Annotated in this window: 10 protein-coding genes; 7 read left to right on the top strand and 3 right to left on the bottom strand. The window is 65.0% G+C overall.

What is annotated here, in order from left to right; translation table 11 throughout:
* The first annotated feature begins 146 nt into the window (after positions 1–146).
* The 4 genes from M1P90_RS17915 to M1P90_RS17900 all read left to right on the top strand — a co-directional run bounded on the left by M1P90_RS17915 (position 147) and on the right by M1P90_RS17900 (position 4680).
* A complete protein-coding gene (locus tag M1P90_RS17915; protein WP_483696650.1) occupies positions 147–1148 on the top strand; it encodes a lysylphosphatidylglycerol synthase transmembrane domain-containing protein in 1002 nt (333 codons plus the stop codon).
* A gap of 73 nt (positions 1149–1221) precedes the next feature.
* Positions 1222–2607 (top strand): NAD(P)/FAD-dependent oxidoreductase, encoded by a 1386-nt coding sequence (locus M1P90_RS17910; protein WP_483696649.1) that lies wholly within the window; start codon positions 1222–1224, stop codon positions 2605–2607.
* A 10-nt stretch (positions 2608–2617) separates the two neighbouring features.
* A complete protein-coding gene (locus M1P90_RS17905; protein WP_483696648.1) occupies positions 2618–3487 on the top strand; it encodes a class I SAM-dependent methyltransferase in 870 nt (289 codons plus the stop codon).
* A gap of 152 nt (positions 3488–3639) precedes the next feature.
* Entirely contained in the window at positions 3640–4680 is a 1041-nt protein-coding gene (locus M1P90_RS17900; RefSeq protein WP_483696647.1) for an NAD-dependent epimerase/dehydratase family protein, read from the top strand.
* Positions 4681–4802: 122 nt separating this feature from the next.
* On the opposite strand, the gene M1P90_RS17895 is transcribed toward M1P90_RS17900, so the two are convergent.
* The 3 genes from M1P90_RS17895 to M1P90_RS17885 are packed head-to-tail and all read right to left on the bottom strand — an operon-like array spanning position 4803 to position 8526.
* Entirely contained in the window at positions 4803–5000 is a 198-nt protein-coding gene (locus M1P90_RS17895; protein ID WP_483696646.1) for a hypothetical protein, read from the bottom strand.
* Positions 5001–5040: 40 nt separating this feature from the next.
* A complete protein-coding gene (locus M1P90_RS17890) occupies positions 5041–7377 on the bottom strand; it encodes an FTR1 family protein (protein ID WP_483696645.1) in 2337 nt (778 codons plus the stop codon).
* Between the two features lie 3 nt (positions 7378–7380).
* A complete protein-coding gene (locus M1P90_RS17885) occupies positions 7381–8526 on the bottom strand; it encodes an imelysin family protein (protein WP_483696644.1) in 1146 nt (381 codons plus the stop codon).
* Positions 8527–8794: 268 nt separating this feature from the next.
* Here M1P90_RS17885 and nuoF point away from each other — a divergent pair, with 268 nt between their 5' ends.
* The 3 genes from nuoF (at position 8795) to nuoH (ending at position 14276) form a co-directional block, all read left to right on the top strand.
* A complete protein-coding gene (nuoF, locus tag M1P90_RS17880) occupies positions 8795–10105 on the top strand; it encodes an NADH-quinone oxidoreductase subunit NuoF (protein ID WP_483696643.1) in 1311 nt (436 codons plus the stop codon).
* A gap of 56 nt (positions 10106–10161) precedes the next feature.
* Positions 10162–12930, top strand: coding sequence for an NADH-quinone oxidoreductase subunit NuoG (gene nuoG, locus M1P90_RS17875; RefSeq protein WP_483696642.1), 2769 nt, complete (start codon positions 10162–10164; stop codon positions 12928–12930).
* Positions 12931–13022: 92 nt separating this feature from the next.
* Entirely contained in the window at positions 13023–14276 is a 1254-nt protein-coding gene (nuoH, locus tag M1P90_RS17870) for an NADH-quinone oxidoreductase subunit NuoH (protein ID WP_483696641.1), read from the top strand.
* The last annotated feature ends 16 nt before the right edge of the window (positions 14277–14292 follow it).

Genomic DNA, 14292 nt, shown 5'->3' with positions numbered 1-14292 from the left:
CCAAATCTCAGTGTTCTCTGTGTCTCTGTGGTACATAATTCCGCGCCGTTCGTTGACAGGCACTAGGCCCGCGAGTATGATAGCCGCTGGCTGCCGAGATGTAGCCAAGGCATTGGCGTGCGCGCCATCCAATGGAGGTACGTTCGTTGCGAAGCTGGAAATTCTGGCTCGGGGTAGTTGTTAGCATCATCTTTCTCGCCCTCGCGCTGCGCGGCCTGGATTTTGCCGGCTTCTGGACGACGGTGCGCCACGCGAACTACTGGTGGCTCATCCCCGGCGTGGCGGTGTATTTTGGCGCGGTGTGGGCGCGCACCTGGCGCTGGCACTATATGCTGCGCCACATCAAGCCGGTCTCGCTGACGCGCCTGTTCCCCGTGGTTGTGATCGGCTACATGGGCAACAATGTCTACCCCGCGCGCGCCGGCGAAGTGCTGCGCTCGTATGTGCTGCGGCGCAAAGAAGGCGTGCCGGTCAGCGCGTCGCTGGCAACGGTGGTGCTGGAGCGGCTGTTCGATGGCCTGGTGATGCTGCTGTTCGTGTTTCTGACGCTGCCGTTCGCGCCGCTGCCGGCCGGCTATGCCGTGCTGGTTACGGTATTCAGCGTGGTGTTTTTTGCCGCCCTGATCGTCTTTCTGGCGCTGGCGCTGCGCCCGGCGCGCATGAGCCGCGTGTATGCCTGGGTAGTTGATCATGTTGTGCCGGCCGGGCTGCGGCCGCGCGTGCATGGCGTGTTTGATCGCTTTGTGGTGGGTTTGCAATCGCTGCGCAGCCCGCGCGACCTGCTGCTGATCTTTCTTTCCTCCACACTGATCTGGCTCACCGAAACCACGAAATACTGGTTTGTGATGCAGGCATTCCCCTTCCACGTCTCGTTCCTGGTGCTGATGCTCATGACCGCGGTGGTGAATCTGGCGACGACCTTGCCCTCCACACCCGGCTATGTTGGCACCTTCGACGCGCCGGGCATTGCGATTCTGGCGGCCTATGGCGTGCCGAAGGCGATCGCCACTGGCTACACGCTGGTGCTGCATATCGCATTGTGGCTGCCGATTACGCTGCTGGGCGCGGTGTTTATGCTGCTGGAACATGTTGGCTGGCGCGATTTTGGCCGCGCAGTGGAAGAACGCAATGTCGAAGCTGCGCCGTAAGGGGCAGCATGAATTGAACAGCCAAGAGCGCAAAGTGTAAAGAGTTTGTTTTTGTGATATTAAAAGGTTTTCTATGAAAATTGCTATTGTTGGCGCGGGCATTGCCGGGCTGACAGCCGCCTATGATCTGGCGAAGGCGGGCCACTCAGTTGCCGTATTCGAGGCGGGCGCGCAGGCGGGCGGCCTGGCCTCGGGTTTTCGCGACGCGCGCTGGGATTGGCCGCTGGAGCGCTTCTACCACCATATTTTTACCACCGACGCCGCAATCATCGAGCTGGTGCGCGAGATTGGCTTTGGCGACCAGATGTTTTTCCGCCGCCCGCTCACCGCGCAGTGGTGGGGCAATCGCGGCTATGCGCTGACCGGCTCGAAGCCCACTGTGCGCCTGCCCGGCATGGCGGCCCCGCGCGAGCTGCCCGTGCCCGATCTGGCGGCTGGCGCGCTGACGGTGCTGGGCTACCCGGGCCTGCCGCCGCTCGACCGGGTGCGCCTGAACGCGCTGATGGCCTACCTGAAGCTGGGCGTGCGCGACTGGCGGCCGCTGGAGCGCCAGACGGCGGCGGCCTGGACGCGGCGCTGGGGCGGCGAAACGCTCTACCGTGGCTTTTTCGAACCGCTGCTGGAAGGGAAATTTGGCCCCTACGCCGAGCAGGTGAACATGGCCTGGCTGTGGTCGCGCTTCAAGGCGCGCTCGGTGCAGTTGGGCTATTTCGCGGGCGGCTTTCAGGGCCTGGCCGACGCAATGGTCGCGGCGGTGCAGAAACGTGGCGCGACTGTGGCGCTCGGCGCGCCGGTGAGCGGCGTGGCAGCGCAGCCGGGTGGCGGCTGGCGCGTGGCGCTTGCCGATGGCGCGCCTTACGAGGCCGACGCGGTGATTGTGACCGGCGCGCCGGGCCTGCTGCGCAAGCTCGCGCCCGAGCTGCCAGCGAGCTACCTGAGCCGGCTCGACAACCTGCGCTCGATGGGCGCGGTGGTGATGACGCTGGCGCTCAATCAACCGCTGACCGGCGGGCTGTACTGGATCAACATGCCCAAAGATCAGTTCCCGTTTCTGGCGCTGGTGGAGCACACGAATTTCGTCGACCGGGCGCACTATGGCGGCGACACCCTGATCTACTGCGGCGATTATCTTGACCCGTCGCACGAGTACTTCCAGCTCAGCAACGACGCGCTGCTGGAGCGTTTTCTGCCCGCGCTGCAACGGGTCAATCCGCGCTTCGAGCGCGGCTGGGTGCGCGATTTCTGGGTGCATCGCGAGCGCTACGCCCAGCCAATCGTGCCGGTGAACCATTCGCGCAACATCCCGCCGCTGGCGACGCCGCTGCCGGGCTTGTTCTGGGCCAGCATGAGCCAGGTGTATCCGTGGGATCGTGGCACGAACTTCGCCGTGGAACTCGGGCGCGATGTAGCGCGCGCTGCCGCTGGCTATGGCGCGGCGCGCAGCCGCGAGCAGGCGTAGGAGGCGAAGCATGCCAGGAGTTTCGTTCGACCGGGCGGCCGAGTATTATGACGCGACGCGCGGCTACGCGGCCGGCTCGGCCGAGCGCATCCGCGACGCGATTGTGGCGCACACCTGCATTGGGCCGGATGCGCGGGTGCTGGAACTTGGCGTTGGAACGGGACGAATCGCGCTTCCGTTCATTCGTGCTGGCTACGACTTCACCGGCATTGATCTCTCGCAGGCGATGATGGATCGGCTGCGGGCGCAACTTGCTGGCGACGCGGGACGCGCAACCTACCGGCTCGATCTGCGGCAGGGCGACGTGACGGCGCTGCCCTTCCCCGACGCGTCGTTCGACCTGGTTGTGAGCGTGCATGTCGTGCATCTGGTGGACGACTGGCAGGCGATGCTGCGCGAGGCGCGGCGCGTGCTGCGGCCCGGCGGCGCGCTGGTGCTGGGCTACGACAGCGCGCCCGGCGACGGCCGGCCAATCGCGGGCGAAAGCGTGCCCGAGGCGGTGCAGGTGCGCGACCGCTGGCTGCGCCTGCGCGAAGAATTGGGCGTGGGCCGGCCGAGCGGGCGCTCGAACCTGTGGGGCGGCGATGAGCGCATCACAGAATATCTCACATCGCTGGGCGCGCATGTCGAACAGGTGGCGCTGACGCCGTTCGAGCGCCCGCCAATGACGCACCGCGAGATGCGCGAACGCCTGAGCGCGCGCATGTACAGCGCCGACTGGTCGCTCAGCGATGAGCAGCACGCCGAGCTGTTGCGCCGCCTGGACGAGTGGTTTGCGCAGCACATCGCCGCGCCCAACACGCCGGGCACTGGCGCGGGCGAGTTTCGCGCGCTGGTGGCGCGTTGGCCCGGCACGTATAGTCTGCCGTTCGACACGTAGGTCGTGCACGTCCGACACGTAGGTCGTGCACGTCCGACACGTAGGTCGGACGAGACAAGGGTCGGGCAGAACTTGATTTATTATTAGCTTAGTTATGCATGTAACGGCTGACCTATGTGTCAGCCGGATAGTAAACGAATAAGGTGAAACGTATGGCACAAACCTATCTTATTACCGGTGGCGCAGGCTTTCTGGGCATAAACATGGTGCGCTACTTGCTCGATCGCGGCCACAACGTCGTTTCGCTCGACATTGCGCCATTCGACTACCCCGAGAAGAATCGCATCAAAGAGGTGCGCGGCGACATTCGCGACAAATCGGCGGTCGACCGGGCGATGGAAGGCGTGAATATCGTCATTCACACCGCCGCCGCGCTGCCGCTGTACAAGCCCGCCGACATCTACTCGACCGACATTGACGGCACGCGCAACCTGCTGCAATCGGCAATGGACCACAAGGTCGAGCGCTTCATCCATGTCTCGTCGACGGCGGTGTATGGCATTCCCGACCACCACCCGCTGCTGGAAGACGACAAGCTTGAGGGCGTCGGGCCGTATGGCGAGGCCAAAGTCAAGGCCGAGCAGGTTTGCCTCGATTTCCGCAAAAAGGGCATGTGCGTGCCAATCGTGCGCCCGAAGTCGTTTGTTGGCCCCGAGCGGCTGGGCGTGTTTGCGCTGCTGTACGACTGGGCGAAAGACGGCAAGAACTTCCCGATGATCGGCAACGGCAAAAACCGCTACCAGCTGCTCGATGTGGAAGACCTGTGCGAGGCGATTTACCTGTGCGCCACGCTTGATCGCGAGAAGGTCAACGATACGTTCAACATCGGCGCGAAGATCTTCACAACCATGAAGCAGGACTATCAGGCAGTGCTCGACCGCGCCGGCAAGGGCAAGAAAATTCTTGGCTTTCCGGCCAAGCCGGTGATCCTGGCGCTGCGCGTGCTGGAAGCCATGAAACTTTCGCCGCTGTACAAGTGGGTGTACGAAACGGCCAGCACCGACTCGTTTGTGTCGATTGAGAAGGCCGAGCGCGTGCTGGGCTACAAGCCCAAATACTCGACTGCCGACGCCATGGTGCGCAACTACGACTGGTATATCGCGCACATGCACGAGTTCGAAAATGCCTCGGGCGTATCGCACCGCGTGCCGTGGAGCCAGGGCGTGCTGAAAGTGCTCAAGGTTTTCTTCTAGGCAGCGTGCATTCTTTACCACGAAGGCACGAAGAAGAGAACGACCTGATTGAGCCACAGAGAACACAGAGGGCACTGAGTTTGCTTTCTTGCTGCGCGATTTCTGTGTTCTGTTTAGCTTGATTATTCTCCTTTGGCTTTAGAAAGCCAAAACATACTGGCTTCCGAATCCTGGTTTCTGAATACGGCACCAACCAACGCAGAAGCTGGCGGGAAAATTCCCGCCGGCTTCTGCGTCTCCCGCGTCATTATTCCAAGAATGCGTGCCTTCAAGAAAGCGCTGCGGAAATCAGGGAAGAACATTCGCGTTGCAATAGCCAATCCCTATTCCCCATCCCCTAACCCCTGCGCTGAAAGCGCATCAGGCCACCTTGCGGGTGGGCTGCGCGGCGCGGGCCGGGGCCGGGCGCTGGCGCTGCATGTGTTCGGCCAGGAAGTAGCTGCCGATCACAAACACTGCTGCCGCCACCTGCAAGCCAATGCCTTCCCAGGTGGCATACAGCCCAAACCACATACCCGTCCAGTAGGGCAGCTCCAGTGAGCGGATCGGGTGGATGGACAGCCAGCCAACCACCTGCATGACATGCGCAGTGTTGCCAACCATTTGCAGCAGCACGCCGCCGATCATAATGCCGGTGACGATTAGCATGCGCTTGTAGGGCAGCCGCGCCTGCAGCGCAAACACCACCAGCCCCACCAGCGCAGTGCCGCCCAGGCCAAGCGCCACGCCGCCCAGCACCACGGGGGTGCCGGCTTCGAGCACCAGCGCCTGCAGAAACAGCACGGTTTCAAAGCCTTCGCGGTAGATGCTGGTGAAGCCCAGCGTTGCCAGGCCCAGCCACTGGCCCATCTCGCCGCCGATGATGCGGCGCTTGCGGGTGTGGAAATTCGCCATCCAGCCAGTCCAGTAGACCTTGTGGAAGAACCAGTTGGTGATCAGCAGCAGCACCGCAATCGCAATCAGCGAAACGATCGCTTCCAGCCGCTCGCCATAGCGCGCCAGCGAGGCCAGCACGCCACGCGCCAGCAGCCATGTCAGCACGGTGACGCCAAACGCCGCCGCTGCGCCCCACCACAATGGCCGGCGGTAGCGCCGCTGCTCGCCCTGCTTCAGGCTGCCCATCAGCGAGGCAAGAATCAGTACGGCTTCCAGCCCTTCGCGGAAGACAATGATCGCCGCGTTCGAGGCGACTGCCACGGGCGCGTTGGTCGAGCCGAGCGCGGCCTGCGCGGCGGCCAGCTCGCGGTCGAGGGCGGCGCGGCTGACCTGAATGTCGCTCAGGGGGGCGCGCTGCTCGATCAGGTAGGCGAGCCCTTTGTTGTCGCCCTGACCGTACCAGAACAGGTCTTCCAGCGGGGCCTTGAACTGCGGTGCGAATACAACCAGCCGCGCCTCGGGGCCGCTTTCCAGCACCGCATAGGATTCCAGCCGCGCCGATTCGGCCAGCTCATACTGGCCGGCGCTGGCTGCCGCGACCATCTGGTCGAGCATGGTGCTGATCACGTCGAAGTCGCCGGCAGTGTCGCGTTTCTGCCACTCGGCAGGCATAACGCCGTGCAGCGTGGTGGTGAGTTCGTCGACTGTGGCCTGCACGTCGTCGGGGTCGGGAACATCTTTGTTCGCGCTGGCGCCGGCAAGCTGCTGCTCAAGTGTGCCGAACAGCGCGGCGGCACGTGTGGTCGCGGCGGGGTCGCGGGCGTCGAGCGCGGTTTGCAGGTCGGCAAAGGCGGCGGCTGCGCCATCGCGGAAGGTGGTTGCTTCGCGGATTTCGAGGTCTTGTGTGACCTGGCCGTTGCTGACGCCGCGCCCGTATTCCACCGGCACCAGCGCCAGGAAGCGCTGGAGCTGCCCGGCCCGGCGGGCCTGGTCGGCGGCGCTCAGTGGCGCGGCGCGGAAGCCGCGCAGGGCGTTTTCCACTGGCGCGAGCGCGGGCGCAAGGGCGCTGCCATCGTGGGCGGCGCGCCCCAATGCGGCAAACGCCGCCTGAGCGGTTTGCAGGGCCGCGTCGCCGCGCTGCGCGGCGTAGGCCGGCGCAAGAATGGCGAAATAGCCGTCGGCCAGGGCGGCGGCCTCGCTGCGGCGGGTGGCAAAGCCCTGGGCGTCGGCGGTGCTCAGGTCGTGAATGGCCTCGGTCAGGCGTGCCTGATAGGTATCGAGCAGGTCGGCGCGCACGGCGTCGAGCGCTTCGGCGGCCGGACGCGTGCCAGCGGCGGCGGCAGCCACCGCCAGCGTTGCGTCGGAGTCGGGACGCGAAAAGCGCGTGGCGTGGCGGAACTCGCGCAGTGGCAGCCAGCTTTGGGCACTCGCGGCGTCGTTGGCGGCCAGCGCGTGTTCGACCATGCCGTAGCCGCCAGCCAGCAGCGCAGCCCATGTGCTGGCGCGCGCTGCCGCAAAGGCCGGTGCGTCGGCAGATTCGAGCGCGCTTTGCGCGGCGGCAAAGCCAGCGCGGGCGCGTTCGTCGATTGCGGGCAGGGTGCTCCCGAACGGATCGGCCAGCGTGGCGGCGTAGGCGCTCTGGGCGGCATCGAGCGCGCTTTGGGCGCGGGCCGGGTCGCTGGCGAGCGCAAGCTGGGCGCGCACCAGCTCGGCGCGCACGGTTTCGGCGGCCTGGGCGGGCGCGATTGTTGCCGCGCTGGTGATGGGCGCGTAGGCCAGCAGCAGCAGGAGCGCGAGCAGAATCAGTGGCAAGCGGCGCATGGCTTATTGTCCTTGCAGCGGCACATTGAGCTGGGCCGAAAGCTGGGTGAGCTGGCCGGCAATTGCGGTCGCGCGGTTCTGCGCCTCAGCGCCAAGCAGGTCGGCTTCTTCGGGCGAGAAGCGCTTGCCGCCCTGCTCCTGCTGGTAGACATCGGCCACAAACGCCTTGAGGTCGTTCAGGCGCTGGCCGGCCTGCGCAGCCTGCGCGGCATCGACATTCGCCACTTGCGGGCTGACCTCGCCATACACGACCTGCAAACCCGAAAGAATGTCCTGAATATCGGCTAGGCGCGAAATCGCCACGAAGTCGCGCTGGGTGCTCGTGTCGCCCGCGACAAAGCGCGAGTTCTTCCACGAGTCGAAATATTCGTTCATGGTTGGCACCATTACCACCAGCGCGGTGAAGGCATCCGAGTCGGTGGGCTGCCATGTTTGCGCGCTGCCTTCGAGCTGGCCGACATAGCTGTCGAGCGCGTCGGCGGCGGCCTTGAGCACGTTTGCGTCGGGCAGCACATCGCCCAGGCTGTCCTTGCCGTCGCCATCCACGTCCATGGTCACGTCTTTGGCGGTGAAGTCGGCGTAGGTGCCCCACAGCGTGCTTTCGGTGACGCCAAACAGGTTGCCGGGCTTGGGCAGCACGCGCCCGTCGGGCAGCGTCAGGTCGAACGGCACGACCGAGTCGCCACCTTCTGCGCCGGATGCGCCCGCGTCGAGGATCAGGTCGTACTCGGCCAGGCTGGGCACGCCGGCCACCACGCCTTCGACCTGCTCGTAGAGCGGGCTGGCAGTTTTCCACTGGCTGCGCGCCGCTTGAAGCGTGGTGGCAACCTCAGCGCCGTGCTGGTCGCGCAGCGCGGCATAGTCGAAGTTGGCTTCTTTAGCCAGCGCGTAGTAGCTGTCGGATGAGGCCTTGAGCGCGGCGCTGCTGGCCTTCAGGTCGGCAACTTTGCCAAGCAGGTAGGTTTTAATGCCGTCGAGCCTGGCGGCCGTGCCGGTGGTGGGCGCAACAGCGGCGGGCGCGGCGGTAGGAAGGGCGGCGGACGCGGCAGTGGGCGCAACGGCGGCGGGCTGGCCGCCACAGGCGGCGAGTGCGAGCGCCAGGGCAGTGGCGCCAGCGGCGACGAGTGATCTGCGGGGGGCGATTCGCATACAGGGCTCCTCGAGGTTTGCGGTTGATACAGTGCGTATTAGCATCATCTTCGAGCGCGGGTTAGCATATGCTAATAAAGAAACTTTGTCAAGCGGAAACTTTCGAAATAAGCGTCGATTCGATCGCGCTCTAGCGCATCTGTAAGGTTTGTGCGATTTGACACGAAGGAACGGAAATGGTACATTAGCGTCCGCAAAGAGGCCCCTTTTATATGCCTGTTTATCGCCATAGACGAGTGCCTGTCGATCGGCCTGGAAAGTGTGTGCCATGCCCCCGATGACTGAACATATCGTGATGCGCGACCTCGACATCCCCGACATCGGGGATTTTGAGGTCTACCTGAAGCACGGCGGCTACGAGTCGCTGCGAGCAGCGCTGAAGGAAAAAACGCCAGCCGACGTGATGCAGATGGTGAAAGACGCGGGTCTGCGCGGTCGCGGCGGCGCTGGCTTCCCCACCGGCGTGAAGTGGAGCTTCCTGCCCAAGGGTGTCTACCCGCGCTACCTGCTCTGCAACGCCGACGAAAGCGAGCCGGGCACCTTCAACAACCACCAGATCATCGATAAAAACCCGCACCAGCTTATCGAAGGCGTGGCGATCTCGGCCTATGCGATCGAGGCGCACACCGCCTATATCTACATTCGCGGCGAGTTCGCGCACGGCGCGCGCACGCTGGAGCGCGCAATCAAGTCGGCCTACGACAAAGGCTTTCTTGGCAAAGATATTCTTGGCACCGGCTACGACCTCGACATCTACGTCCATCGCGGCGCGGGCGCGTATATCTGCGGCGAAGAAACCGCGCTGATGGAGTCGCTCGAAGGCAAGATCGGCCAGCCGCGCCTGAAGCCGCCCTTCCCCGCCGTGGCCGGTCTGTACGCCAAGCCGACGATCATCAACAACGTCGAAACGCTGGCGAACGTGCCGCGCATCATCGAAAAGGGCGTGGCGTGGTACCGCACTTTCGGCACCGAGAAAAGCCCGGGCACCAAGGCGTTTTCGCTTTCGGGCCACGTGAACAAGCCCGGTAACTACGAATTGCCTTTTGGCCGCACGCTACGTGAGCTGATCTACGACCCGGCCTATGGCGCGGGCATGCGCGGCGACCGCAAGGTCAAGATCATCATTCCGGGCGGCGCGTCGGCCCCGTGGCTGACCGAGCAGCACCTTGATGTCACGCTCGACTACGAAGGCGTGGCGGCGGCTGGCTCGATGCTTGGCTCGGGCGCGGTGATTGTGCTGGACGAAACAACCAGCGCGGTTGAGACGGCCTACAAGATGGACGAATTCTTCAAGCACGAGTCGTGTGGCAAGTGCACGCCCTGCCGCGAAGGCACCACCTGGCTGGTGAGCGTGCTGCACCGCATGAACGCGGGCCACGGTCGCGCCAGCGACATCCCGACGCTTCACGATATCTACAACCAGATGGCCGGCAACTGCTTCTGCCTGCTGGGCGAAAGCGCAGTGATGCCGATCAAGAGCGCGCTGAAGCTCTTCCCCGAAGAGTTTGAAGGCAAGATTGGCGCGGCACCGGCCGGCAATGGCCGCAACGCCATTCCGCTTGTTTCGTCGCGGCACTAGCCCGAAGCTTTCGAACGCACGGTTGACTCGATTTCGACCCATAAAGGCGGGAAACTATGCCTGATGTGACCCTAACGATAGATGGCCAGACGGTGAGCGTCCCAGCTGGCACGAACGTGGTGGACGCGGCGCGCGTGGGCGGGGTGGCGATCCCGGTGTTCTGCTACCACCCCAAAATGAAGCCGGTTGGCATGTGCCGCATGTGCCTGGTCGAGGTTTATACCCCGAAGATGGACCCTGCGACCCGCCAGCCGGTGATTGGCGCCGACGGCAAGCCCGAGCTGGCGCTGATGGCGAACAAGCTGCAGGCCGGCTGCGTCACGCCCGTCAGCGAGGGCATGGTGGTGAAGACGGTGGGCGAGCGCGTTGAGTTCGCGCAGCGCGGCGTGCTGGAATTCCTGCTGACCTCGCACCCGCTCGACTGCCCAGTGTGCGACAAAGGCGGCGAGTGCCCGCTCCAGAACCTGACGATGGAATGGGGCCCCGGCAACTCGCGCTTCGATTATTCCGACAAGCACCACAACGTCAAGCCCGTGCCGCTGGGCGACCTGATCTACCTCGACCGCGAGCGCTGCATCCTGTGTGCGCGCTGCGTGCGCTTTCAGGACGAGATCGCCGGCGACCCGGTGCTGGGTTTCGATAATCGCGGGCGCAACTGGGAAATCATCTCGAAGAGCGAGCCGGGCTTCGACTCGAAGTTCTCGGGCAACACCACCGACATCTGCCCGGTGGGCGCGCTCACCAGCTCCGACTTCCGCTTCAAGGCACGCGTGTGGGAACTGCGCTCGACCCCGAGCGTCTGCAACCACTGCTCGGTTGGCTGCGATATCTCGATTGATATGCGCTACAACGACCTGATGCGCGTGATGCCGCGTGAGAACGACTTCGTCAACGAGATCTGGAACTGCGACAAAGGCCGCTATGGCATGCGCTACATCGCCAGCGGCGAACGCCTGAAAACCCCGATGATCCGCCGTGGCAACAACTGGGCGGCGGCAACCTGGGACGAAGCGGCGCGCTATGTTGCCGACCGGCTGACGCTGATCCGCGCGAACTATGGCGCGAACGCGCTCGGCGGCCTGGCCGGTGCGCAGCTCGCCAACGAAGACCTGTTCCTGTTTGGCAAGCTGTTCCGCGAAGTGCTTGGCTCGAACAATATCGACCACCGGCGCGGCACGCCCGACGAGCCAGCCGGCCTCGACGACCTGCCGAACATCCTGGGCGTCGGCGCGGGCACCAACCTGATGACGCTGGGCAAAGGCACGGCGGTGCTGGTGATCGGGGCCGACCCCGAGGAAGAAGCGCCGCTGTATGTGCTGCGTCTGCGCGGCATTGCCGACCGTGGCGGCGACCTGACGGTGGTAAACCCCTACCCGACCAAGCTGGCGCGCTTCGCCAAGAATGCCGTGACGGTAAAGGCCGGCGCGGAGATCGCGTTTGTGCAGGCATTGCTGAGCGCCATCCTGAGCGAAGGCAGCGCGAACGAAGCCCTGGCGGCACGCCTGCGCGGCACCGACGAGCTGAAGCGCAGCGTGAGCGGCAAGCCGCTGAGCGAGCTGGCTGCCGCTGCTGGCGTGGCCGAAGACGCCATTCGCGCAATTGCCGGCAGCTTCGTCGCCGCCGAAAACGGCATCATCGTCTATGGTCGCGCGGCGCTGGGCGCTGGCCCGGCCTTCACGCAGGCGCTGGCGAACCTGGCGCTGGTGGGCGGCAAAGCCGGCCGCGCCAACAACGGCCTGATCGCGCTGACTGCCGAAGGCAATACGCGCGGCGCGCTCGACATGGGCGTGCGGCCCGACCGTGGCGCAGGTGGCGCGGTGGTTGCCGCCGGCATGGGCGCCCGCGAAATGTGGGACGCCGCCCGCGCCGATACGCTGAAAGGTATGTACATCGCTGGCATGAACCCGGCCAAGTCGAGCAAGGCGGTTGCCGACGCGCTTGGCAAGCTGGAGTTCCTGGTGGTGCAAGACCTGTTTATGACCGAGACGGCCGAACTGGCCGATGTGGTGCTGCCGGCCGCGACTTTTATCGAGCGCGATGGTACCTTCACGAATGCCGAGCGCCGCGTGCAGCGTTTCCGGCAGGCCCGCCGCGCCGAGGGCGATGCCCCGGCCGACTGGGCGCTGTTCCAGGATGTTGCCCGCGCCGTGCTGGCGATGGAGCCGGCCTCACCGGCGGTTGTCGCGCCCGCCAAGAAAAGCGCCAAAGCCCGCGCCGCCGAATCGAACACTGCCGTTGCCGTGGCTGCCCCGCCCTCGGGCTGGGGCTACGTCGTCGCCAGCGACGTGGCCGACGAGATCAGCAGCACGGTGGCCGGCTACAAGGGCACCAGCTACACCAGCCTGGAGCTGACGCGCAAATCGTGGGGCCGCCAGCCGAACGAAGCTTTCTACTACGACGGCACATCCTACGAGAACACCGAAGGCGTGGGTGTGCAGCTGCCGACCCTGGCCGACGATGGCAGGAGCGTGTTCCAGCTTGCCTACCGCGAGCCAGCTGCGCCCGCCGCCGACGAGCAGTTCCCGCTGACGCTGATCACGGCGGTGCGCGCCTACGACGGCGGCGAGTGGATGCGCGACTCGAAGCTGGCGGCCCGCGCTGTGCCGGCGCACGTTATTCTGAGCGTGGCCGACGCGCAGCGCCTGGGCGTGGGTATTGGCGAAACCGTGCGCGTAAGCTCGGCGGCCGGCGCGCTCGACCTGCGGGCGCAGATCGACTCGGGCCTGGGCGCGGGCGTGGTGCTGCTGCCGCTGGTGAAGGGCGCCGACCTGGGGAGCCTGCTGACTGGCCCGCAGACGCGCGTGAGTGTTGGCAAAACGGAGTAGCGAGCAGCCGCGCCTGTGCTCGCCACGAATGGCCTGTGCTGGCAGCGCGCTTCTGCACCGTTCAAACCTGCAAACCTGCTAACGGAGGGGAAATGTCCTTCCTCGACATCATCATCCTGATCGTCAAGTGCCTGGTGCTGGCGCTGGCGACGACGACGCTGTTCGCCTACTTCACGCTGTTCGAGCGCATCCTGCTGGCGCGCTTGCAGAACCGCGTTGGGCCGAACCGCGCCGGCTACATCCCGCTGCCGGGTGGGCGCAAGCTGCTTGGCGGCTTTCTGCAGCCCGCCGCCGACGCCGTGAAGCTCTTCTTCAAGGAAGATGTCACGCCCGCGCTGGCCGACAAGTGGGTGTACCTGATCTCGCCGGCCTTCGCCACCATCCCCGCGCTGATCATCTGGGCGACGATCCCGCTCGGCTGCTGGCCGGTGGGCGGCGATGGTGTGCTGCCGCTGGGCGGCTGCGCGCCGGCAGGTGGCAGCAACTTCCTGCAGCTGGCCGAAATCAGCATTGGCATTCTGTACCTGCTGGCCGTTACCTCGGTTGGCGTGTATGGCATCGCGATTGCGGGCTGGTCGTCGAACAACAAGTACTCGATGCTGGGTGGCGTGCGCGCCTCGGCCCAGGTCATTTCCTACGAGCTGGCGCTGGGCCTTTCGGTGCTGGCCGTGGTGATGCAGGCCGAGAGCTTCAGCACCGCCGAGATCGTCAACAAGCAGTGGGGCTGGTGGTTCATTGTGCCGCAGTTCCTGGGCTTTATTATCTTCCTGCTGTCGTCCACCGCCGAGGTGGTGCGCGCGCCCTTCGACCTGGTCGAGGCCGAGCAGGAGCTGGTTGGCGGCTACAACACCGAGTTCGGCTCGATGAAATTCGCGCTGTTCTTTATGTCGGAATATATCAAGCTTGTGGCGATGAACGCCATCGCCGTGACGCTGTTCCTGGGCGGCTGGCACTTTCCCGGCCTGTACACGCTGTCGCAGTTCGTCAGCGCGAACGTCGGGCAGTTTGCCGGCAACGCCGTGTTCGGCCTGCTGTCGCTGGGTGCCTTCCTGCTGAAAGTCACGCTGCTGTCGTTCCTGTCGGTGTGGGTGCGCGCCACCGTGCCGCGCGTGCGCTACGACCAGCTGATGAACCTGGGCTGGAAGATCCTGCTGCCGATGGCGCTGTTCAACGTGGCGATGACCGCCGTGGTGAATGTGCTCGTTCCCGACAAGATCATTGCTGGCATTATCGCCTTTGTGATTGGCGTGGCCGTGGTGGTGGGCGTGTCGGTGGTGAATGGCCCGCGCAAGCCCGCCGTCGGCCAGGTTACGCTGGTGAAGAAGAGCGCCCCTACCGCCAAGTAAGCCCGCGCGGCAAGCG

Source organism: Kouleothrix sp. 19917 (genome assembly GCF_057073505.1).
The sequence above is the reverse complement of the archived record's forward strand: the minus strand, read 5'-3'. Positions and strand labels throughout refer to the sequence as shown.

Excerpts from the sequence above, each read along its gene's own strand:
- M1P90_RS17910 (WP_483696649.1), top strand. The coding sequence starts at position 1,222 with ATGAAAATTGCTATTGTTGGCGCGGGCATTGCCGGGCTGACAGCCGCC.
- M1P90_RS17905 (WP_483696648.1), top strand. The coding sequence starts at position 2,618 with ATGCCAGGAGTTTCGTTCGACCGGGCGGCCGAGTATTATGACGCGACG.
- M1P90_RS17900 (WP_483696647.1), top strand. The coding sequence starts at position 3,640 with ATGGCACAAACCTATCTTATTACCGGTGGCGCAGGCTTTCTGGGCATA.
- M1P90_RS17890 (WP_483696645.1), bottom strand. The coding sequence starts at position 7,377 with ATGCGCCGCTTGCCACTGATTCTGCTCGCGCTCCTGCTGCTGCTGGCC.
- M1P90_RS17885 (WP_483696644.1), bottom strand. The coding sequence starts at position 8,526 with ATGCGAATCGCCCCCCGCAGATCACTCGTCGCCGCTGGCGCCACTGCC.
- nuoF (WP_483696643.1), top strand. The coding sequence starts at position 8,795 with ATGCCCCCGATGACTGAACATATCGTGATGCGCGACCTCGACATCCCC.
- nuoG (WP_483696642.1), top strand. The coding sequence starts at position 10,162 with ATGCCTGATGTGACCCTAACGATAGATGGCCAGACGGTGAGCGTCCCA.
- nuoH (WP_483696641.1), top strand. The coding sequence starts at position 13,023 with ATGTCCTTCCTCGACATCATCATCCTGATCGTCAAGTGCCTGGTGCTG.